The sequence below is a fragment of the Staphylococcus gallinarum genome, from assembly GCF_029774255.1.
In the GTDB taxonomy this organism is placed as follows: Bacteria; Bacillota; Bacilli; order Staphylococcales; family Staphylococcaceae; genus Staphylococcus; species Staphylococcus gallinarum.
Genome location: NZ_CP069082.1, coordinates 2,749,637 through 2,773,435, shown reverse-complemented (window position 1 = coordinate 2,773,435; position 23,799 = coordinate 2,749,637). Strand labels below are relative to the sequence as shown.

The following is a 23,799-nucleotide window of genomic DNA, read 5'->3' as shown; positions in this document are numbered from 1 at the left end:
CTATCATCATTTAAACAATAAGGATGGGGGTCCTAATTATGACTACAAAAGAAGAAGTAATTAAAGCGTTATATCCAGAAGATATATTAAGTGTGGCGAAAGATTTAACAGAAGGAGAAGTTAAATTATTAAAGCAACTCAATGACATGTTAGAAGAAAAGTATCGTGATTCAGTAAATGAGCATTGGTTAAATGCAACCGAGCCTGAGGGCTACTTTGAAGAATTAGGGAAATTAAATTACTTTAACAATCCGCTATTGTTTGAAGGACGTGAGGGTGCTCACACACCAAGTCAGTTATTCCAATTCTTTATGTCATATACAATCGCTAGATTTGATGTGTCATTAGCGACATTACTCGGCGTGCATCAAGGTTTAGGGCATAATTCATTTTGGTTTGGTGGCAGTAAAGAACAACAAGCTTATTATTTACCTAAATTACAATCACATGAATTGCGAACTTGCTTTGCACTCACTGAACCTGAACATGGTTCAGACGTTGCTGGTGGTCTCGAAACGACCGCTAAACGCCAAGGTGATGAATGGATTATCAATGGTGAGAAGAAATGGATCGGTGGTGCGAATGTTGCTGATGTGATGCCAGTCTATGCTGTAGATGTTGATACAGGGAAACCTAAAGGATTTATTATAGAACCAAAGCAAGATGGTGTGGAAATGGAAATACTCGAGCATAAAATTGCGCTTCGCATCGTTCCCAATGCGCGAATTCGCTTTAAAAATGTTGTAGTTAAAGAGGAGAATAGATTACAGAACATCAACGGATTTAAAGATATTGCGAAAGTATTATATTCAACGCGTGCTGGTGTAGCATATATGGCGACGGGGGCAATGGCTGGTGCATTAAAGGCAACGACAGATTATGTGACAAAACGTAAACAGTTTGGTAAAGAAATTAGCAAGTTTCAATTGATTCAAGAGAAGTTAGCAATGATGCAAGGTAATCTTGCACAAGCAATGGCGACATGCGCCCAACTTGCACGTATGCAAGCGAATGGTGAATATGATGAAGTAGCGACTTCTACTGCTAAGATGATGAATTCATTGAGATTACGAGAAACAGTTGCTATGGGCAGAGGTGTTCATGGTGGTAATGGTATCTTAGCAGGTGAGTATGATATTGCACGTTTCTTTGCTGATGCAGAAGCGATATACACATATGAAGGTACGCATGAAGTCAATGCGCTTGTTATAGGTCGTGCTATTACTGGAGATTCAGCTTTTATATAAGTAAGTGTATGGTCACGAAAATGCAAAATTAATATATTTGGAGGGTTTAGTATGACGATAAGAAAAGCAGTCGTATTAGGTGCAGGCACGATGGGAAGTCAAATCGCTGCATTACTTGTAAATGCAGGTCTGAAAGTAAAGATACTAGATATCGTGATTGATGAACAAGAACCAAATAAAATTTCTAAAAAAGCATATGAAACAATTACCAATCCGAAACGTCCATTGTTGTTTGACTTGGATTTTGCATCTAATCTATCATATGGAAATTTCAACGATGATTTAACGGAAGATGAAGATGCGGATATTTATATTGAAGCGGTAAAAGAAGAATTAGAAATCAAACATCAGATATGGGCTAAAGTGAAATCAGTAGCACAATCGGATGCTTTGTTTGCTACAAATACTTCGGGTATTCCAATTGAAGCTATTGCACAAGCTTTTGATCAAGAAGATAAGCAAAGATTCTTTGGTATGCATTTCTTCAATCCACCACGCATTATGAAATTGGTAGAAATTATTCCGAACGCAAATACTGCACAAGAATATATTGATCAAGTACAAGAATTTGCTGAGGATGTATTAGGTAAGGGTGTCGTGGTCGCAAATGATGTACCTGGATTTGTTGCGAACCGTGTGGGTACACAAACGATGAACGATATTATGTATAGAGCAGAATCTAGTGGCTTATCAATTACTGAAGTCGATGCGTTGACTGGCAAGAGTATTGGTCGTCCTAAGATGGGGACATACGGTTTGTCAGACTTAGTAGGTCTAGATATTGCTAAAGCAGTCATCGGTGGCTTGCAAAAAGTCCCAGAAGAACAACCGTATTTCCATGATACAAAAATTGCTGATAAATTATATGAAAATGGTGCGCTTGGTAATAAGACGAAACAAGGCTTTTATAAAAAGGAAGGCAAACGACGCTTAGTGTACGACTATGAAAGTGGTACGTATGTTGAGCCTGCGCCACCACAACAACCTATCTTAAATGAGTTTGGTAAAGATTTAGCGCACAATTTAGATATTATCTTTAATGCACAGGACGATGCAGGTGTGTTTTTATGGGAAACATTAAGAAATAACTTCTACTATGCTGCATTAAATGTGCCGAAAGCTGCAGCCGATTATAAAGATGTTGATCGTGCAATTGTCTGGGGATTTAACTGGAAGCAAGGTCCATTCCAATTATGGGATATGATTGGCTTTGAACGTGTGAAATCTAGAATGAAACAAGAATTGGGTAAATTACCTGATTGGGTAGAGCAACGTAATGAGCCATTTTATGAAGAAGGAGAGACAATTCAACGTACAACTTCGGTAACAGAGTATATAGATAAGGATATATGGGACCACTCTGATTCTAAATTATCCGTAGTTCATGGTAATCAATTATTATTAAAATTACAAAGTGTCAATAATGTAGTGTCTGATGATTTCGTTAAAGATTTAGCTGCAGCGATAGATTTACTTGAAAATGAAGACTATTCAAGCATGGTAATTTATGCAGATGGCAATAACTTTAGTGTAGGTGCTAACTTGAAATTAATGATGAAAGCCCATGAAGAAGGCACAGTCGATCGAGATATAGGCGAAGGTGTCGATAATTTACACTATAGTTTCAGTAGATTGAAATACGCTTTGAAACCTGTTGTTACAGCTGTTCAAGGTAGAGCGCTAGGCGGTGGTTGTGAATTAGTGCTACATTCACCAATAGTAGTAGCTTCTAGCGAATCATATATCGGCTTGGTTGAGACAGGTGTAGGTTTATTGCCGGCTGGTGGTGGACTTGCAGAATTGTCAGATAGAATCTTACGTGGAAACCATAAACATGATGACAAACAACAAGCTATTACCAAGGTATTAATGAATATTGGTTTAGCTAAAGTATCCACAAATGCATATGAAGCGATTCGCTATGGTTATTTAAGAGAAACAGATACAGTCATATTTAACACTGAAAAGTGTGTTGAAATTGCTTTGAAAAGAGCACAATATGAAGCGGAAACAAATTATGTACCTAAGACAAAAGGACAATATATTGCACTTGGCAGAGACTTTAAAGCATTGGCAGAAGGACAGTTAGATGCACAGCGTTTGGGTCATTTTATCAGTGATTATGATTATGAGATTACGCTTAAAGTGGCAGAGGTGTTAGCTGGTGGGGATGTTCCAAGAAACACATATATCAATCAACGTTATCTACAAAAATTGGAAAAAGAACGCTTTTTAACATTACTCAAGAATCAAAAAACGTATGACAGAATTTCACATATGTTGAAAAAAGGTAAACCGTTACGTAATTAATTTAGAAGTCATTTTATAGATAACAGAAAGGATGATCTTAAATGCGAGATGCATATATTGTAGCGTATGGACGTTCGGCAGCAGGTAAAGCAAAGTTAGGCGGTGCGATGGCACACGAAAGACCTGATGAAGTAGCAGCAAAGGTATTGAAAGGTGTATTAGAACGTGTTGGAGGTAAGTTTGAGCCAGGCATGGTGGAAGACGTTATCGTAGGTAACTCGTTCCCAGAAGGTCTACAAGGACAAAATATTGCAAGAACGATTGCACTATTAGCCGGCTTACCACAAGAGGTACCTGGACAAACGGTCAATCGATACTGTTCTTCAGGATTGCAAACAGTGGCACTTGCAGCTAATCAAATTATTGCGGAACAAGCCGATGTCATTGTTGCAGGTGGTGTCGAATTGATGAGTGCAGTGCCAATGGGAGGTAATGAACCGACGAATAACCCTATTTTACAAGATCAAGATTCAGGAGTATCTCATCCGATGGGATTAACGGCTGAAAATGTAGCAGAAACTTATAAAGTCTCTCGTGAAGATCAAGATGCCTACGCAGTACAAAGTCATCAGCGTGCCAAACAAGCGCAAGATGCAGGCAAATTTGATGATGAAATTATTCCGATAGAAGTAAATAAGGTGACATATGATGTGAATGGTCCAGTAGTTTCCAAGGCTGTGCTAAAAGAAGATGAATTGATTAGACCAGACACAAATGCTGAATCTTTAGCTAAATTGCCAACCGTATTTAAAGCTGACGGCACAGTGACGGCAGGTTCATCTGCACCATTGACAGATGGTACAGGATTCGTAGTTGTGATGTCTGGTGATAAAGTAAAAGAATTAGGTGTCGAGCCGATTGCACGCTTCGTAGGATTTAAAGCGGTAGGTGTCGATCCTAAATTGATGGGCATAGGTCCAGCATATGCAATTCCAGAAGTCTTGAAGTTAACGAATCTTGAAGTGGGAGATATTGATTTAGTGGAACTCAATGAAGCCTTTGCCTCACAAACATTAGCATCTATCCGTGAGGTTGGATTAGATATTGAGAAGACAAATGTAAATGGCGGGGCGATTGCTTTAGGCCATCCGTTAGGTGCAACAGGTGCCATGTTAGTAGGGCGACTATTATCAGAAATGAAGAAACGTCCAGATACTCAATACGGTATGGTAACAATGTGTATCGGTGTTGGTATGGGCGCAGCAGGTATATTTGAATATGTAGGTAAACGTAGCTAAATTTTGATAATGTAATTAAATCTTTGATATGAGCGGAAATAATGAGTCATATTAAAAAGCAGTGTATATTTTACACTGCTTTTTAATCTTTATTAATATACATCACGTTGGTAACGTTGAGCTTTGATAAGTTCTGTTAAATAATGTTCTGCTGCAGTTTCATCATAGCCACCGTGTTGCATTACTACATTAACAAGTGATTGATGTACGCCTTTAGCCATATCCTCTTTATCACCACAAAGATAGATTGTTGCGCCGTCTTCAAGCCAACGATAAAATTCAGCACCATTTTCTTCAATTCGATGTTGTACGTAGATTTTATTTTCTGTATCTCTAGAAAATGCTAAATCTAATTTACTCAATACGCCATCATTTAACCAGCGTTCTAGGTCTGTTTGATAGAGGTAATCAGTACTATAATTTTGATTTCCAAAGATTAACCATTGATTGCCAGCTAATCCTAAGTATTCGCATTCTTGTAAATAAGCACGATATGGAGCAATACCAGTGCCGGCACCAATCATAATTGTTGCCGTGTTATTGTCATATGAGAATTTAAAGTTTGGATTTTTCTTTAAATATACAGGTAAGCTATCCCCAATTGGGGTACGTTCTGCAAGTTGTCCTGAGCATACGCCAAGACGTTCACGGTGATAGGCATCATAACGTACGACGCGTACTGTAAGATGCACGCTATCTGCATTTACTTTATTGCTGCTTGCAATAGAATACTCTCTTGGCGGTAACTTTCTCAAAATATCAATCAATGTTTGAGGTTCTATGCTATAAGGTGAGAAATCTGTGACCAGATCTATTAAATCTCTACCATAAATATAGTTAGTTATCCAAGTATCTTTTTGAGCATTTGCTCTCAGCATTGGGTTTTTAAATACATCTGCTGCTTGTTTAATGAGTGACGGACTTAGTTTTGAAATTTCAAAATGCTTTGTGAATGCTTCTTTGACAGTAATGGTTTCAGCGTCTTTGCCTATTTGAACTGTCGTATCTGCTTCCCATCCTAAGACGTGTATCAGTTTGTTGACTAATGATGGTGCATTTTCAGGAATAATTACTAAACTGTCGCCTGGTTCATAAGATTCGCCATAACCTGCTAAAGATAAAGATAAATGTCTTACTTCTCTCGTTGCCTCTGGTGCAGTCAATACAGTATTATCAATAACTTTAGCTTCATAAGGTTGGTCCTTAGAATAACCCTCCTCATGTGTCTCTAGCGTTACTTCTTCAGCAGTAGCTGTTTCTTTAACTTTATCGGGTGCACGAGCAGATAATAGTTCGACCATATCTGCCATCCATTGTTCTGATGTTTCTTCAAAATCGAAGTCGCAATCCACTCGTTCTGCGATACGGTTGGCACCTAATTGTTCGAGTATATGATCAAAGTCTTTTCCAGCTTGGCAAAAGTCAGGGAAATCTTGATCCCCCAATGCTAATACTGAATAATTTAATGATTCTAAACGTGGTGCTGTATCACCGTGTAAATACTCATATAAATCAATGGCATTTATTGGTGGTTCACCAACACCTTGGGTCGAACAAATTATAAATACATAGCCTACGGTTGTAAGTTTATCCTTTGGAAAGTCATCCATATCCCACAAATGTACATTAAAGTTATGAGATTTTAATGTTGTTTCAAACTGTTCTGAAACCTCTTCGGCATTACCTGTTTCAGTACCAAATAGAATATGAACATCTAAAGGCTCTGTTACAGTTTGAGTGTCTTCGGTAGCTACTGGTTCAACTGGTGATGCGCTAGAAGTTGAAGACGTAGTAGATGCAGAAGATGCCGTAGACGTAGTGTCAGTTTCTGAAGTGTAATCCTCTACGGATGAGTTGATAAGATAGCCACTTAACCAATGCTTTTGTTCGGAAGAGAGCATGGGCAGTAACTGATTTATGAGATCCAATTGATTCGTATCAAAAGGAGTATTTGATTGATTGAGTTGCAAAAATGTCACCTCGTTCTTAAATGTATAAAGTACAAAAATTCCACATACATACTATTTTTATATGAAATTTATAAAAATTATAACATTATTTTATAGTTTTATTAATTATTTGTAGAGACTTTTGTTATTTTGTATTATCAATAAATACTAAAAGTTTGATTTTTGTTGCGAAACTGTAACCTTAGTAGATATCGTCAATAATATCTTACATTCTTATGATACAAGTTAACCCCAAATCATTCCAAGGGATAGAATCGATTTGGGGTTATTGTTTATATTTATAGAAAGGAGAATGATAGTTATAAAAAGGGCTCAATTTTTTATAACTATCATTTATAATGGCTAGATTTTAGTGTTAATTGATTAATTTAAGGTTTGATTGCAAATGCACGAACAGGAAATCCTGGTGCGTCATTTGGTTTCGGGCTAATCGTATAAATGATTGCGCCGCGTGTTGGTAATTGATCTAAATTTGTTAACAGCTCAATTTGGTAGGTGTCTTGAGATAAGACGTAACGTTCGCCGACAATATCACCATTTTTGGCTACATCTACTGAGGCGTCAGTGTCAAAGGTTTCATGACCAATCGCTTTGATATGCCTTGCTTCAAATAAGAATTGTAAGGCGTCCAACCCCCAACCGGGTAAATGGAGATTTCCTTCAGTATCTCTATTTTCGAAACGTTCAATGTCTGGCCAACGTTTTGACCAATCGCTACGTAAAGCAACGAATGTGCCAGGCTCAATTTTGCCATGTTCAGCTTCCCACTGTGCGATATGATTTTGCGTTAAAATGAAATCAGCGTCTTTCGCAACTTCATCCGAGAAGTCTAACACAATCAGTGGAAGTGCGAGTTCTGTAAGTTCAATTTCATGTAAATATCTGGTATTTTCTACAAAATGTATTGGCGCATCAATATGTGTACCATACTGTGTAACGAGGTTCCAATTTTGAACGTAAAATCCATCGTCTTGTACATTGAACAAAGTAGATACTTTAGCACGTTCAAATTCACTGAAACATGGGATTGTTTCATCAAAGGCGTGGGTCAAGTCGACCCACGTTAATGCCTTAAGTTGTTCTAACTGTTTCCACAAAGGATAGCTCATAAGAATCACCTACAATAAGATTTATTAAACTGTTGCTGAATTTGTTGTTTTACGTAATTTATCAACTGAATTAACTAATACAGTTAATGCTTCGACAACTTCGTCTTCTTTACGTGTTTTTAGACCACAGTCAGGGTTAACCCAGAACAGTGAACGGTCGATTTCTTGTAAAGCACGGTCGATCGCAGTCGTGATTTCTTCTTCAGTTGGAATACGTGGACTGTGAATATCGTAGACACCAAGGCCAATACCTAAGTCATACGTAATGTCTTCAAAGTCTTGAATTAAATCACCATGGCTACGTGAAGTCTCGATTGAGATTACATCTGCATCTAAATCATAGATTGCGTGAATGATTTGTCCAAATTGAGAATAACACATATGCGTATGAATTTGTGTTTCATCAGCCACTGAAGAAGTTGAAAGTTTGAATGAACGTACAGCTTTATCTAAATAGTCTGCATGATATTCTGAACGTAATGGTAAACCTTCACGTAATGCCGGCTCATCTACTTGGATGATTTGGATACCAGCTTCTTCTAAAGCAAGTACTTCTTCATTGATCGCAAGTGCGATTTGGTCTTGAACTTCTTCACGAGGTAAATCTACACGTTCGAATGACCAGTTTAAGATTGTAACTGGACCAGTTAACATACCTTTGACAGGTTTGTCTGTTAAACTTTGTGCGTATAAAGTTTCTTTCACAGTTAATGGTTCAGTCCATTTAACATCTCCATAGATGATTGGTGGCTTAACAGCACGTGAACCGTATGATTGAACCCAACCGAATTTAGTAACTAAGAAACCTTGTAATTTCTCACCGAAGAATTCTACCATGTCATTACGTTCGAACTCACCGTGTACTAATACATCTAAACCGATATCTTCTTGAATCTTAATCCAACGAGCAATCTCATTATCTAAGAATGTTTTGTATGCTTCGTCTGTGATACGGTTATTTTTCCAATCTGCACGTTGTTTACGTACTTCTTGTGATTGAGGGAATGAACCAATTGTTGTTGTTGGTAAATCTGGTAAGTTTAAGCGTGCATCTTGTGCTTTTTTACGCTCAGCAAATACTGATTTACGAGATGTTGGTACACTATCAAAGTCATATTCAAGGTTTTTGAATGATTGGTTTTGGAAACGTTCATAGCTTGCTTTTAACTCATTATATTTAGCATCATCGTTATCATTAAACAATCTTCGTAATGCATCAAGTTCGTCTAACTTTTCAGTTGCAAAGCTTAAGCCTTCAGCGATTGAATCGTCTAATGTTTCATCATCTAATGATACTGGAACGTGTAATAAAGAAGATGATGGTTGAATGACAAGATCATCTGTATATGATTGTAATGTTTCGATTAATTCTTTCTTTGCTTCGATATCAGTTGCCCAAACATTACGGCCATCGATGATACCAGCATAAAGTGTCTTAGAACGATCTAAATCGCCAGCTTTAATTTGCTCAAGGTTGAAGTTACGATCGTGAACGAAGTCTAAACCTAAACCTTTAACCGGTAGACTGTTTAAGAATTTTAAATTTACGCGTTCGAAGTATGTTTGGATGACTAGTTTATCTTCTAGTCCTGCATCAGCAAAATACTTATACGCTGCAGCAGTGATGTCTTCATAATCGGCACTATCATCTTCAACTAATGCTGGTTCATCAACTTGGATGTATTCAGCACCTGCATCAGCAAGTGATTGCAATACTTCTTTATATAATGGAAGTAATGTGTTTACTTTTTCTTCAAAAGTTTGGTTGCCGCCTTTTGATAATTTTACAAAAGTGATTGGGCCAACGATAACTGGGTGTGCATTAACATTTAAAGATTGTGCATATTTAAAGCGTTCTAACAAAACGTTATTGTTTAATTTTGGTTCTACATTATCCCATTCAGGTACGATATAGTGATAGTTTGTGTTAAACCATTTAATCAATGCGCTTGCAACATGTTCTTTGTTACCACGAGCAATATCGAATAATAAATCATCATTAACATCTCTACCTTGGAAACGCTCAGGAATAATGTTAAATAATAAAGATGTATCAAGAATGTGGTCGTAAAGTGAGAAGTCACCAACTGGAATACTTGATAAATTATAGTTCTTTTGTAGTAATAAGTTTTCTTTGTGTAAATCAGTTAATTGTTGGTGTAATGTGTCTAAGTCTACTTTCTTTGACCAGTATCCTTCGATCGCTTTTTTCCATTCTCTCTTTCTACCTAATCTTGGAAAACCTAAATTTGATGTTTGAATTGTCATAATATTGCCTCCTGTTTATTTGAAGTAATCGTTTTTGAATATGATGCAAGTTCAAGTGTATAATCGACGCTTTGGAATGGTGTGATTAAATATAGACCATTAAAATATTGATGAACGGTATCGATTAATTCCTTTGAAAGTTTCAAGCTTAAAGCTTTTGTTTTTTCTTTATCGTCTTTTACGGCTTCAAATTGACTGAGTATTTCTTCAGATAATTTGATACCTGGCACCTCATTATGTAAAAACAAGGCATTCTTATAACTTGTTACAGGCATGATGCCGATAAAAAACGGAGCGTCTAAATGTTTAGTTGCTTCATATACTTCTTTGATTTTTTCAGCACTGTAGACGGGTTGGGTGATGAAGTAATTCATCCCACTTTCTAACTTTCTTTCTAACCGTCGTACTGCACCATCTAACTTTCTTACATTCGGATCAAACGCACCGGCGATGTTGAAGTTAGTATTGACCTTCAGCGCATCACCATCAGTATTGATACCTTGGTTAAAGCGTAATGCAATTTCAGTTAAACCTTTGGAGTTTACATCATATACATTGGACGCACCTGGCAAGTGCCCAATCTTTGATGGATCACCAGTAATCGTTAAAATTTCATTAACGCCAATGAGTGATAGTCCGAGTAAATGTGACTGTAAACCGATAAGGTTTCTATCTCGACATGTGATATGAACGAGTGGCTCGATATCATATTGTTGCTTGATAATACTTGCTGCCGCAATATTACTAACACGAACGGTAGCGAGTGAATTGTCGGCAAGTGTGACTGCATCAATATCAGCCTCATCAAGTTTTTTGATATTTCTGAAAAATTTATCTGTGTCTAAATGCTTTGGTGTATCTAATTCAACAATAACAGTAGGTCGTGCTTTGACTTTATCTGTAAGATTTTGTTTAATTGTCGATTGATTACTTTGTTTTTTTACTTTTTTAGTGATTGGAATTACATTTTTGTCTGTAATGGGTGACAGTTCAGCTACAGATGATTTAATAAATTTGATATGTTCTGGTGTTGTGCCACAACATCCACCAATTAAACGAACACCTTCACTGATGAGTTGTTGTGCTACTTTGCCGAAATATACTGCATTATCACTATACTTAAATTCACTGTTATCTATGTCTAATAGGCTAGCATTGGGATAGCATGATAGATAAGCATCATCAGGTAATTCTATATGAGAAAATGATTCCTTCATATGATGTGGGCCGTGATGACAATTTAAGCCGACAATATCTGCACCGCTAGCTATCAATGTCTTTAAAGCTTCATTAATTTCAGTTCCATCTCGCAAATAATTAGTATTTAGCGCTGTGAGTTGAGCGATAATAGGGATATTGTATTTACGTTTAGTAGCGGTAATAATGTTAGTTAATTCATCTAAATCGTAATAGGTTTCGAAGAGTAAGCCATCGACACCTTCTTCTATTAAAGTATCTACTTGTATTTCTGTGTGATACTGAATTGCGGTCAGTTCTAAATCCTCTTGTTTAATACCTCTAAATCCACCTACAGTACCGAGAATAAATGTATCTTCGTTTGCTGCATTTTTAGCAATGCGCACAGCAGCTTGGTGTATTTCTTTAACTTTGTGCTCTAACCCAAAGACCTTTAACTTTTCAAAGTTTGCACCATACGTATTGGTTTGGATGATATCTGCACCTGCATCAATATAACTTTGATGTATACGTTGTACCTTTTCAGGATATGTTAAGTTGTACGCTTCTGGGCAAGTATCCAGGCCTTCAGAGTAAAATATAGTTCCTATTGCACCGTCAGCGACTAGAATATTGTTCTGTAATGCCTTGAGTAATTGACTCATTGAAAGCCTCCTTAAATGCATAGTTTAAATCTGCAATTAATTCTTCTGGTTGTTCTAAACCAACACTTAATCTAAACAAGCCAAATGTGATATTACGTGCTTCGCGCACTTCTTGTGGTACCGCTGCATGTGACATTGTAGCTGGATGTGACAAGATTGTTTCGACACCGCCCAAACTAACTGAAACGAGTGGCAATGTTAATGCGTCTACAAATGCTTGTGCTTTGGATTCGTCTTTTAATCTAAATCCGAGTACTGCGCCACCATGGCTCGCTTGTGCCAAATGTAATGAATCATTACCTGGGTAATAGACTTCTGCGATTTCAGTTCTTTCTATTAAAAAGTCATATAATTTTTGAGCATTTGATACAGATTGATTAAAGCGAACAGGTAATGTTTTTAAATGTTTAGCCAGTGTCCAACTATCCTGAGCAGATAGAGCAGTTCCTGTACCATTTTGTAATAGGTATAAAGCATCAGCTACTTCTTTGTTACTAGTGATAGCTACACCTGCAATAATGTCGCTATGACCTCCTAAAAATTTAGTAGCACTATGTACCACAATATCAGCTCCCAAAGAGAGAGGTGATTGTCCAAGTGGTGTCATAAACGTATTGTCTACTGCGACTAATAATTCATGTTGTTGAGCGATTTGAACAATACCCTTGATGTCTGTAACTTTGAATAAAGGGTTAGACGGTGTTTCGATATAAATTAATTTGGTATTATCTTGAATCGCTGCTTCAACACTTTCTAACTCTGTAGTGTCAACTGTTGTAAATTGAATGTTATAACGTGTTAATATCTGTTCAGTTAATCGGAATGTGCCACCGTATACATCGTCTGGTAGAATAACATGATCACCTGCGCTGAGTGTTAATAACACTGCAGAAATTGCTGCAATACCTGAAGCATAAGCAAAGGCATAGTCTCCACCTTCAAGTTTGGCTAACTTTTCTTCGAGTAATGCTCTGTTAGGATTACCACTTCTTGCATAGTCATAAGTAGCATTGCCACCTAATACTTTTTGATGAAAAGTTGATGAATCATATAAAGGAGGATTAGCAGAATCATAATCAGTCCCTCTATGTGCGTCGAATATCACTTCAGTTTCTTTTGATAAACTCATGAAATCACTCCTTCTTTAGATTTTTCTAATGCTTGTATAATATCGCTTTCGATATCGTCATAGTCTTCAATCCCAATAGATAGTCTAAGTAGATGCTCATCAATGCCACGTTTATCCTTTTCTTCATCAGGCATATCGACATGGGTTTGTGTGTAAGGGAATGTAATAAAGGTTTCCGTTCCACCAAGACTTTCTGCAAAGATACAAATTTCTAAATTTTCCAAAAATTTATTTGCTTTAAAGTTCTTATTTAATCGTAAGCTCAGCATACCCGTCTGACCGCTATAAAGCACTTCGTCAATTGCTTCTAAGTTACTACATCGTTCAGCGAGTAATTTGGCGTTATATTCTGAACGATCCATTCTGAGGTGCAAAGTCTTCAATCCGCGCTGTAGTAAGTAGCTATCGATTGGAGCAAGCGTAGCGCCAATCATGTTGTGAAAATCAGCAAATTGTTCTGCTAACGCGTCATCTTTAACTGTTACTACACCAGCTAGTACATCATTGTGACCACCGATATATTTAGTGGCTGAATGTAATACGATGTCTGCACCATCTTCGAGAGGTGTAGAGAGATAAGGTGTTAAAAATGTATTATCTACAATTGTTAACAGATTATATTCTTTGCCTAAAATGTAATAAGGGTCTAAGTCAATCTTAATCATTTGAGGATTTGAGATTGGTTCAATGAATAAGGCTTTAGTATTGTCAGTGATTTGGCCTTTTACTTCTTCGTAATTTAGGAAATCTACGTATTTGAAACGAATACCGTATTGTTTCTCATAAAAATCAAATAGTCTAAATGTGCCACCATATAAATCGAATGAGACTAGTATTTCATCACCTGATTTAAATAAATTACAAACCAGTTGAATGGCTGCCATACCACTTGAAGTTGCGAAGGAAGCTGTTCCGCGTTCTAATTTTGCAAAAGCTTCTTCAAAGGCAGAGCGTGTTGGGTTCTTGGTACGAGTGTAATCGTAACCTGTAGACGCCCCTAAATGTGGATGTTGATATGCCGTTGATAAATATATTGGATTGGCGATTGCGCCTGTTTGATCTTCAGATAATGCAATTTGTGCTAGTTCAGTATTTTTCATAATCGATAACCTCCTTGTTTGAAATAAAAAAAGCCTCCGTCCTTTAAACCCGAATAAATCGGATGTAAAGGACGAAAGCTTAGCTCGCGGTACCACCTTAATTTGTCACGTTATCACTAACGTAACCTTATCCAGTACGCCATCTTGTTAATTTAACTTAACGTCTGAATTGTGTCATCATATAGTGCATTAAAAAACTCACCTTAATATATAATAATTAAAATGAGTATTAACGACGTATACGACGTGTGGATAAATCCAGTACGCCATTCAACAAAATGTTAATACTGTATCGCTGTAACGGGCGATCCCGTTGAAACCTCATATTGGCAACAACACTCAAAGGCCATTTTCGAACTTTCTTTCTGTGTCTTCTTTCAGCGTATCAAAGACTCTCTGTGTCAGCAGTGTAAGTTTTACTTTCCTTATTACTGTGTTTGGTTTGTTTCTGTTGTAAATTTGATATACCTAAGATTACACACTCGAATTCAATTTGTCAACAACTTATCAGAAAATTTTGATTTAACTAAAAATAATGTGATTCTATTCAGTAATAAATTAGCAATGCTATACTAGAAAATATATTAACAAAGTATAGGGCACTTTATTTTAGACTGGTTATTATAGAGGGAGAGGTGTAGCAATTATGAATGTAGAAGATCAACGATTACAGTTAGTGGGGGATGCTGAAATACAAGAGATAAAGCTTGATGAAATTAAAGCCAACCCTTATCAACCGAGAAAGACCTTTGATGAGGAGAAGCTAGATGACTTAGCTGGTTCGATTAAGAATCATGGTGTCTTGCAGCCTATCGTAGTTAGGAAGGCGATAACCGGTTATACAATTGTAGTTGGGGAAAGACGTTTTCGTGCTTCTCAACGAGCGGGGATGTCTCATATACCTGCAATCGTTAAATCTTTAACTGATGAAGATATGATGGAACTTGCCATAATAGAAAATTTGCAACGAGAAGACTTAAATGCAATAGAAGAGGCAGAAAGTTATAAGAAATTAATGACTGATTTGAAATTAACACAACAACAAGTGGCAGCCCGTTTGAGTAAATCGCGCCCATATATTGCTAATATGCTACGTTTACTACACTTACCTAATGAAATAGCTCAAATGGTTAAAGCAGGAAAGCTTTCAGGTGCACATGGTAGAACGTTGTTAATCGTGAAAGAACCAACAAGGATGAAACAAATTGCCAACCAAGCAATCAAAGAATCATGGAGTGTCCGTGAATTAGAATCCTATGTACAAACGTTAACGACTAATAATCAAATAGCAGAACCTACACAAAGTGACTCAATTACGAAACCGAAATTTATTCGACAACAAGAACGTCAATTACAGGAACAATATGGTGCCAAAGTAGCCATTTCTACGCGTAATAGAAAGGGACATATCACATTTGAATTTAAGTCAGAAGAAGAATTTAGAAACTTAATACGACAATTAAATGATAAATACAATCTTGATTAATAATGTGATATACGCTGCCGTTTAATTCCAAATATGTAAAATTGGGCGCGCCTTAATCAATATGAGTGCGCTATAAGAAATTATCATTTATAAATACACTTTGAATGTTGCCGATATATCCCGACATCCAAAGTGTATTTTTGTATTATCAATGTAAATAGAGTTGGTTTACAAATTAGAATCATTATAAAAAATAAAAATTTTCAAAAAACTAAAATCATTAATAAAGTCAATACTGACAAGGTTTGTAGGGATTTCAGATTATTGTAATTATCTTTTTAAAATAATTATAAAATCGGTTTATAAACGTTGATTTTAAAGGGTTTGTAGCGTTATTATCAATTGAATTGAACGCTTGATTATACTGGTGAAATAGACTTGACATAAAAAATGACAGTGAGTAAAGTGATTAACATAAATTATTTTCGAATAATTCTAAATACGAAAATGTAGCGCGGAGTTTTACGGAGCACATTAAAGAAAAAAGGGGATGAACCCATTAATGTCAGTAGAAAAAATTACTTATGATAACTTTTATGATGACGCGTTTGACAATGTTGATATTACAGACGAGACAAAAGGTGCACGTGAAGTAATCTCTTGGGCTTATGAAACGTATGGTGACTCTATTATTTATTCATGTAGTTTTGGTGCAGAAGGCATGATTCTAATTGACTTGATCTATAGCGTGAAAAAAGATGCTGAGATTGTCTTTTTAGATACTGACCTCCATTTCCAAGAAACTTATGATTTGATAGACAGAGTTAAAGCACGTTATCCAGAACTCAATATAAAACTAAAGAAACCAGATTTAACATTAGAAGAGCAATCTGCGGAATATAAACCAGCATTATGGAAGAGTGACCCTAATATGTGTTGTTATATTCGCAAGATTAAACCTTTAGAAGAAGTATTATCAGGTGCGACAGCATGGGTTTCAGGTTTGCGTCGATCACAGGGACCTTCAAGAGCGAACACGAATTTTATCAACAAAGATGAACGCTTCCAATCTGTTAAGGTATGTCCTTTAATTCATTGGACTTGGGACGATGTATGGGATTACATCAAGAAATACGATTTACATTATAACGAATTACATGATTTTAACTATCCTAGTATTGGTTGCATTCCTTGTACATCAGCTGTCAGTGGTTCAGGTGATTCAAGAGCAGGAAGATGGACGAATTCAACTAAGACTGAATGTGGTTTGCATACAACACGACCTTAACGACTATATACACATATTTTTTTACTTTTAAACCTTAGTAAACTAATCAGTTATATAATCAATCGAGTATTATATTGTGTGCATTTTGCACGCAATATAAGGTTGGTTATCCTGTAACTTAATCAAATGTGTATGAAATGAAAGTATTTTAAAACAAGAGAAATGAAAATAGACTATATGAGGTGAACTTGCTGTGAATTTATCTGTAACAAACAGTCCATTCAACGAAGAACAAGCAACACAACTGAATCAAATCATTCAAAACCTTACGCCTGAGCAACAGACATGGTTAAGTGGTTACTTGACTGCTAATCAACAAGCTGTAGCAAATGGTTCGGCACCAACGCCACAAGTGGCAGAATACGTCCTAAACAATGAACCCCAAGCAAACAGTGATCGACATATTACGATTTTATATGGTTCTGAGACTGGAAATGCACAAGGGTTAGGTGAAATCTTTGCTGATCGTTTAGTAGAACATAACTATACAGTTAAATTAAGTTCGATGGATGATTTTAAACCTAAAGATTTGAAAAAAGTAGAGGATTTATTTGTTATTTCATCTACTCATGGTGAAGGAGATCCACCTGATAATGCGTTAAGTTTCCATGAGTTTTTACATGGTAGAAAGGCACCAAAATTAGAAGGAGTTAGATTCTCTGTATTAGCTTTAGGTGATGAATCTTATGAATTCTTTTGCCAAACGGGTAAAGATTTCGATAAACGCTTAGAAGAATTAGGCGGCGAACGTATCATTGACCGTCAAGACTGTGATATAGACTATGATGATCTAGCTGAAAAATGGATGAACGCTAATATTGAAAAGCTTAATAGTAGTTCTGGTATTCAACAGCAGACGGTAACATCTACAGAAACAGTAGCTTCTGCAAAAGAGAAACGCTATTCAAAAGCAAATCCATATCGCGCAGAAGTATTAGAAAATATCAATTTAAATGGTAGAGGCTCAAACAAAGAAGTAAGACATGTCGAGTTATTGCTTGATAATTATGGTGAAGAATACGAGCCAGGTGATTGTTTAGTAGTCATCCCAGAAAATGATCCGGAAATCGTAACACTATTAATTGATACCTTGAAATTTGATGAGACAGAAGAAATTGCAATTAATGAAGATGGCGATACACTACCATTGCGTAAAGCATTGACTGAGCATTTTGAAATTACTAAATTGACGAAGCCATTATTACAAAAAGCAGCTGATCTGATTGGTAATACACAATTATCAGAAAAGGTGCAAGATGCAGATTGGGTACACACATACATAGATGGTAGAGATTTAGTCGATTTGTTTACTGATTTCCCATCTGAGACATTTAAAGCTGAGAATCTACATCAATTATTAAGAAAATTACCACCAAGAGAATACTCTATTGCAAGTAGTTATAAAGCGAATCCAGATGAAGTACACATTACGGTTGGCGCAGTGAGATACCACGCACATGGTCGAGATCGTTCAGGCGTTTGTTCTGTACAACTCGCAGAAAGAGTTCAACCAGGTGATACGATTCCAATTTATTTGAAGAAGAATCCAAATTTCAAATTCCCAACAGATGAAACGCCTGTGATTATGATTGGTCCGGGAACGGGTGTTGCACCATTTAGAGCATACATGCAAGAACGTGAAGAATTAGGGTTAGAAAGTAAGACGTGGTTATTCTTTGGAGAACAACATTTTACAACGGACTTCCTATATCAAACTGAATGGCAAGAATGGCTTAAGGATGATGTATTAACTAAGTTAGATTTAGCATTCTCAAGAGACACAGATGAGAAAGTTTATGTTCAACATAGAATTGCGGAGCATAGTGCTACTTTCTATGAATGGTTAATGAATGGCGCTGCATTGTACGTTTGTGGAGATGAGAAACAAATGGCGAAGGATGTTCATCAAACTATTCGCTACGTATTAGAGCAAGAAGGCGGTATGTCAGAAACGGAAGCTGAAGCTTATCTAACGGAAATGAAAAAAGAAAAACGTTATCAACGTGACGTTTATTAAGAGAAAGGGATGATAGTATGGCTGATTCGAATTTAAACTTTTCAGAGAAACTTGATGAAATGGAACGAATCAAAACAGAAAGTAACTATCTTCGCGGTACGATTGAGGAAGGTTTAGCAGATAGAATTACAGGTGCAATAGCTGAAGAAGATACTAAACTTTTAAAATTCCATGGTAGTTACATGCAAGACGACAGAGATCTTCGAGATGAACGTCGTAAACAAAAATTAGAACCTGCTTATAGTTTCATGATTAGAGTTCGTGCGCCAGGCGGTGCGTCAACACCAGAGCAGTGGATTGCAATGGATGATATTGCAAATGAATATGCAAATCACACGATTAAATTGACAACACGCCAAGCATTCCAATTTCACGGTATCTTAAAGAGAAATCTTAAACAAACAATGTTTGATATAAACCAATCATTACTAGATACGTTAGCGGCATGTGGTGATGTTAACCGAAACGTTATGAGCAACCCGAACCCTTATCAATCAGATGTCCATGCAGAAGTTAACCAAATTGCTAGTGATATCAGTGCACATCTATCACCAAGAACACAAGCCTATCATGAGATTTGGTTAGATGGTGAAAAAGTGATGGACACAAGTGTTGAGGAAGAACCACTTTACGGTAAAACATATTTACCACGTAAATTTAAAATTGGTATTGCTGTTCCACCATCAAACGATATCGACGTATACTCGCAAGATATTGGTTTAATTTCTATTATTGAAGATGGCAAACTTGTTGGATTTAATGTCACAGTTGGTGGCGGTATGGGTATGACACATGGTAATACCAAAACATATCCACAACTTGGGCGTTTAATAGGTTATTTCCCTAAAGAACATGCTTTAGATGTTTGTGAAAAGATCTTAACGATTCAACGTGATTATGGTAATAGACAAGAACGTAAAAATGCGCGTTTCAAATATACAGTAGACCGTTACGGTGCTGATTGGGTACTTAGTGAGTTGAATAACCGTTTAGGTTGGAGTTTAGAATCACCTCGTGAATTCCACTTTGATCATAATGGTGACAGATATGGTTGGACTGAAGGTAGTGGCAAGTGGCATTTCACGTTATTTATACAAAATGGTCGTGTTAAAGATACAGAAGATTACAAATTGAAAACAGCGTTACGTAAAATCGCTGAAATTCATACAGGTGATTTCAGATTAACACCAAACCAAAACTTGGTAATTGCTAATGTAGACGCACAGAAAAAACCAGAAATTGAAGCTTTAATTGATGAGTATGGATTAACTGATGGTAAACATTACACAGGTTTACGACGCAATTCAATGGCATGTGTTGCATTCCCAACTTGTGGTTTAGCAATGGCAGAGTCTGAGAGATACCTACCTTCTTTAATTACTAAAATTGAAGATTTATTGGATGAAGCAGGCTTGAGTGAAGAAGAAATTACAATTCGTATGACAGGTTGCCCAAATGGTTGTGCGAGACCAGCATTGGCAGAAATAGCCTTTATAGGTAAAGCGCCAGGTAAATACAATATGTATTTAGGAGCTAGCTTTACGGGTGATCGCTTAAATAAAATGTATAAAGAAAATATTGGAGAAGCAGAAATATTAGAAAGTTTAAGACCAATATTATTGCAATATGCAAAAGAAAGAACTGAGGGAGAACATTTTGGAGACTTCGTTGTACGTGCGGGTATTGTAGACGCAGTAAATGATGGTCAAGTGTTCCACAGTTAAAAAATAGAGAAAGTGGTGACAGGATGGGCAAAGTATATTTAGTAGGCGCAGGTCCAGGAGATCCTGATTTGATAACAGTAAAAGGTTTAAAAGCAATAGAACAAGCGGATGTTATTTTATATGATCGTTTGGTAAATAAAGAACTATTAAATCATGCTTCACCTTTAGCCAAATTTATGTATTGTGGTAAAGATCCAAACCATCATTCATTGCCACAAGAAGATACTAATAAAATGTTAGTGAGTTTGGCCAAAAAAGGGCTTACTGTCACTCGCTTAAAAGGTGGAGACCCCTTTATTTTTGGTAGAGGGGGAGAAGAAGCAGAGGTATTAGCAGAGCAGCATATTCCATTTGAAGTTGTACCTGGTATAACTTCAGGAATAGCTGCCCCAGCTTATGCTGGTATACCTGTGACACACCGTGATTATAGTTCGTCTGTAGCGTTTGTTACAGGTGTTATCAATAAAGGCATTGATAAAGATGAATATTGGAAACATTTAGCATTAGGACCAGAAACATTATGTATTTATATGGGTGTGAAAAAATTACCGGAAATTTGTGAATTACTAACGACAAATGGTCGTTCAGTAGACACACCGGTCGCACTCGTACATCTAGGTACATCTGAACATCAAAAAACGGTTGTCGGTACATTGGACAATATTGTTGAGATAGCTAAAGATATTGAAAATCCAGCGATGATTGTTGTCGGTGAAGTAGTTCGTTTAAGAGATCAGATAAGTTGGTTTGAGACATTACCTGTGGATGAAGCGGTAGCTAAGTTGACTTATCAGTAATAGGAGGGGTTAGTGTGCGAGGTGTCTTATATGTCAGTCATGGCAGTAGAGTTGCTGAGGCTGTTGAAGAAGCGAAATCATTTGTCGAAAAAGTAAAAGTACAAATAGATATCCCGCTACAGGAAATTTGCTTTTTAGAATTAACAAGCCCTAACTTATCTCAAGGATTTGAAAAGTTAGTTGCACAAGGTGCGACTAATATTTCAATTGTACCGGTGTTATTGTTAAGTGCTGGGCATTACTTTAAAGATATTCCGGCAGAAATTGAAGAAAATCAGTTGAAATTTCCTAATGTAGAAGTGTCATATGGCCAACCTTTAGGGGTACAAAGACGATTAACGTCAGTGTTGAAAGAGCGAATTGCTGAGACAGGTATTAAACCTAATGATGATGCAAAAGTGTTGGTTATAGGAAGAGGTAGTTATAATCCACAGACACAAAAAGACATTACAGCTATACGAGATCAATTATATGATCTCACAGAATTGAACGATATTGATGTTTGTTATTTAGCAGCTTGTGGCCCTAAATTTGAGGAAGCACTGCAGCAAGCAGTTGAAGCTAAACATTCTCAAATATTTGTTGTGCCTTATCTATGGTTTACAGGCATATTGGAACAACACATTGATAGTACTGTGAATAGTTATGATGTAGATAGCGACATTATACTCTGTCATAGACTAGGGCATCATAAGTATTTACAGCATGCATTAAGAGATAGAGTGTTAGAAACATTTGAATTAGTGAATCAGTAGATAATGAAATGTATAGAGAGAAGTGAGGACATGCCTTTGATTCCACTTATGTTTGATATATCAGATAAACAAGTTGTAGTGATTGGTGGTGGCAAGGTGGCTGAACGTAGAGTGCAAACATTAGCACAATATACTAAGCATATACTTGTCATCAGTCCAACACTTACGGATGTATTGCAAAAGTTATTTGAAAATTCTGTAATTAAATGGTGTAAAAGAGAATTTCAAGTAGCAGATGTTCAAACAGCATCGTTGATTATAGTGGCAACAAATGATTCTGCTACAAATAAACAGGTGTTGGAGGCGAAACCCCATCATGCATTAGTGAATTATGCAGAAGATGTTACTGCTGGGGATATTGCATTTCCAAGTATACTGCAAAGAGGGAAATTGACGCTAAGTGTATCAACACAAGGTGCTAGTCCCGGACTCACTTCTCAAATACTACAAGAATTTCGTAATCGTTATGATGAACACTATGAAGCCTATGTGGATTTTTTATATGAGTGTAGACAACGTATTAAACAGAGCCAATTGACAGCATCTGAAAGAAAGCAATTTCTTAAGGACATTCTGTCTTCAGACTATTTAAACAAACATAAACAATATGAAGTTAGAACATGGTTAGATTCAATAACCTAATAAATCGAAAGGGGTACGACGCATGCATAAATTATTTATCTTTGCACTTGCTGGTTTTCTTGCACAATTGATAGATGGGTCATTAGGAATGGGCTTCGGTGCATCCTCATCATCTATATTATTAACATTTGGTGTGGCGCCAGCTATTGCTTCCGCAACGATTCATTTTTCAGAGATTGCGACAACAGCAGCATCTGGTACATCACACTTGAAATTCGAGAACGTGCATAAACCTACATTAATTAAGTTGGCGATTCCAGGTGCAATTACTGCATTTATAGGCGCCGCATTCCTAAGTAATATTCATAGCGACTTAATTAAGCCGTTTATCGCCGTGTTCTTACTAAGTATGGGGTTATACATCTTATACCAGTTTCTATTTAAAAGAAATCAACAGCTTTCTGACGAAATAAATCCCGACAAAGGCAGTCGTTTTTCTATGATACCACAAGGCTTAGTAGCAGGCTTTCTAGATGCAGTAGGCGGTGGTGGCTGGGGTCCGGTCAATACGCCATTATTACTAGCTTCGAAAAAATTAGAGCCGCGCTATGCAATCGGTACGGTATCTGCAAGTGAATTTTTTGTAACTATTTCAGCATCGTTAGGTTTTATTATATTCCTTGGTTGGGATCAAATTAATTGGGCACTTGTAATTTCATTAAGTGTCGGTGGTATGTTAGCAGCACCTATCGCAGCATGGTTTGTCAAAATTCTACCTATGAATATATTGGCAGTTTGTGTTAGTGGATTAATTATCTTTACAAATAGTAGTTCGCTATTAAGTGTATTTAACCCAGGAACGACAGTAGCATTGACTATAAAAATAGCACTAATTGTCGTTTGGATAGGAATGGTTATTTTTGCATTATCACAAAATAAAAAATTACCTTTTTCAGTATCTAAAAAAAAGGCCAACGTAAATGAACTAGATTAATAAT

Annotated in this window: 17 protein-coding genes; 11 read left to right on the top strand and 6 right to left on the bottom strand. The window is 36.6% G+C overall.

What is annotated here, in order from left to right:
- Positions 1-38 precede the first annotated feature (38 nt).
- Genes fadE through JN168_RS13095 form a run of 3 tightly spaced genes read left to right on the top strand, consistent with a single transcriptional unit; the run spans position 39 to position 4,795 of the window.
- Positions 39-1,247 (top strand): acyl-CoA dehydrogenase FadE, encoded by a 1,209-nt coding sequence (gene fadE, locus JN168_RS13105; protein WP_279525966.1) that lies wholly within the window; start codon positions 39-41, stop codon positions 1,245-1,247.
- A gap of 51 nt (positions 1,248-1,298) precedes the next feature.
- Positions 1,299-3,557, top strand: coding sequence for a 3-hydroxyacyl-CoA dehydrogenase/crotonase FadB (gene fadB, locus JN168_RS13100; RefSeq protein WP_279525965.1), 2,259 nt, complete (start codon positions 1,299-1,301; stop codon positions 3,555-3,557).
- Positions 3,558-3,598: 41 nt separating this feature from the next.
- A complete protein-coding gene (locus JN168_RS13095) occupies positions 3,599-4,795 on the top strand; it encodes a thiolase family protein (protein WP_042737679.1) in 1,197 nt (398 codons plus the stop codon).
- Between the two features lie 92 nt (positions 4,796-4,887).
- Here the strand turns inward: JN168_RS13095 and JN168_RS13090 are convergent, their stop codons facing one another.
- The 6 genes from JN168_RS13090 to JN168_RS13065 all read right to left on the bottom strand — a co-directional run bounded on the left by JN168_RS13090 (position 4,888) and on the right by JN168_RS13065 (position 14,212).
- Positions 4,888-6,774 (bottom strand): diflavin oxidoreductase, encoded by a 1,887-nt coding sequence (locus tag JN168_RS13090; protein WP_279525964.1) that lies wholly within the window; start codon positions 6,772-6,774, stop codon positions 4,888-4,890.
- Between the two features lie 359 nt (positions 6,775-7,133).
- Positions 7,134-7,874 (bottom strand): cyclase family protein, encoded by a 741-nt coding sequence (locus JN168_RS13085; protein WP_279525963.1) that lies wholly within the window; start codon positions 7,872-7,874, stop codon positions 7,134-7,136.
- 24 nt (positions 7,875-7,898) lie between these two features.
- Positions 7,899-10,145 carry a 5-methyltetrahydropteroyltriglutamate--homocysteine S-methyltransferase gene (metE, locus tag JN168_RS13080; RefSeq protein ID WP_229367408.1) on the bottom strand — a complete coding sequence of 749 codons (2,247 nt, stop codon included), beginning with the start codon at positions 10,143-10,145 and terminating at the stop codon, positions 7,899-7,901.
- Positions 10,139-11,983 carry a bifunctional homocysteine S-methyltransferase/methylenetetrahydrofolate reductase gene (locus JN168_RS13075; RefSeq protein ID WP_042737675.1) on the bottom strand — a complete coding sequence of 615 codons (1,845 nt, stop codon included), beginning with the start codon at positions 11,981-11,983 and terminating at the stop codon, positions 10,139-10,141. Before JN168_RS13075 ends, metE begins: the two co-directional genes overlap by 7 nt.
- Positions 11,937-13,112: a cystathionine beta-lyase MetC gene (gene metC / locus JN168_RS13070; RefSeq protein WP_042737674.1), complete on the bottom strand. Its 1,176-nt coding sequence runs from the start codon at positions 13,110-13,112 to the stop codon at positions 11,937-11,939. The genes JN168_RS13075 and metC overlap by 47 nt, the downstream gene beginning before the upstream one ends.
- Positions 13,109-14,212 (bottom strand): PLP-dependent transferase, encoded by a 1,104-nt coding sequence (locus tag JN168_RS13065; RefSeq protein WP_042737673.1) that lies wholly within the window; start codon positions 14,210-14,212, stop codon positions 13,109-13,111. The genes metC and JN168_RS13065 overlap by 4 nt, the downstream gene beginning before the upstream one ends.
- 646 nt (positions 14,213-14,858) lie before the next feature.
- Between JN168_RS13065 and JN168_RS13060 the strand changes: the two genes are divergently transcribed.
- The 8 genes from JN168_RS13060 to JN168_RS13025 all read left to right on the top strand — a co-directional run bounded on the left by JN168_RS13060 (position 14,859) and on the right by JN168_RS13025 (position 23,795).
- Complete coding sequence (locus tag JN168_RS13060; protein ID WP_082039153.1) at positions 14,859-15,698, top strand: ParB/RepB/Spo0J family partition protein; 840 nt, start codon at positions 14,859-14,861, stop codon at positions 15,696-15,698.
- A 502-nt stretch (positions 15,699-16,200) separates the two neighbouring features.
- Positions 16,201-16,926, top strand: a complete 726-nt coding sequence (locus tag JN168_RS13055; protein WP_107511883.1) for a phosphoadenylyl-sulfate reductase — start codon at positions 16,201-16,203, stop codon at positions 16,924-16,926.
- Between the two features lie 193 nt (positions 16,927-17,119).
- Positions 17,120-18,943 (top strand): assimilatory sulfite reductase (NADPH) flavoprotein subunit, encoded by a 1,824-nt coding sequence (locus JN168_RS13050; RefSeq protein ID WP_042737670.1) that lies wholly within the window; start codon positions 17,120-17,122, stop codon positions 18,941-18,943.
- Between the two features lie 17 nt (positions 18,944-18,960).
- Positions 18,961-20,667, top strand: coding sequence for an NADPH-dependent assimilatory sulfite reductase hemoprotein subunit (locus tag JN168_RS13045; protein ID WP_042737669.1), 1,707 nt, complete (start codon positions 18,961-18,963; stop codon positions 20,665-20,667).
- A gap of 23 nt (positions 20,668-20,690) precedes the next feature.
- A complete protein-coding gene (gene cobA, locus JN168_RS13040; RefSeq protein ID WP_042737668.1) occupies positions 20,691-21,464 on the top strand; it encodes a uroporphyrinogen-III C-methyltransferase in 774 nt (257 codons plus the stop codon).
- Positions 21,465-21,478: 14 nt separating this feature from the next.
- Complete coding sequence (locus tag JN168_RS13035) at positions 21,479-22,219, top strand: sirohydrochlorin chelatase (RefSeq protein ID WP_279525962.1); 741 nt, start codon at positions 21,479-21,481, stop codon at positions 22,217-22,219.
- A 30-nt stretch (positions 22,220-22,249) separates the two neighbouring features.
- Entirely contained in the window at positions 22,250-22,861 is a 612-nt protein-coding gene (locus JN168_RS13030; protein WP_279525961.1) for an NAD(P)-binding protein, read from the top strand.
- Between the two features lie 22 nt (positions 22,862-22,883).
- Positions 22,884-23,795 carry a sulfite exporter TauE/SafE family protein gene (locus JN168_RS13025; RefSeq protein WP_279525960.1) on the top strand — a complete coding sequence of 304 codons (912 nt, stop codon included), beginning with the start codon at positions 22,884-22,886 and terminating at the stop codon, positions 23,793-23,795.
- Positions 23,796-23,799: the final 4 nt, after the last annotated feature.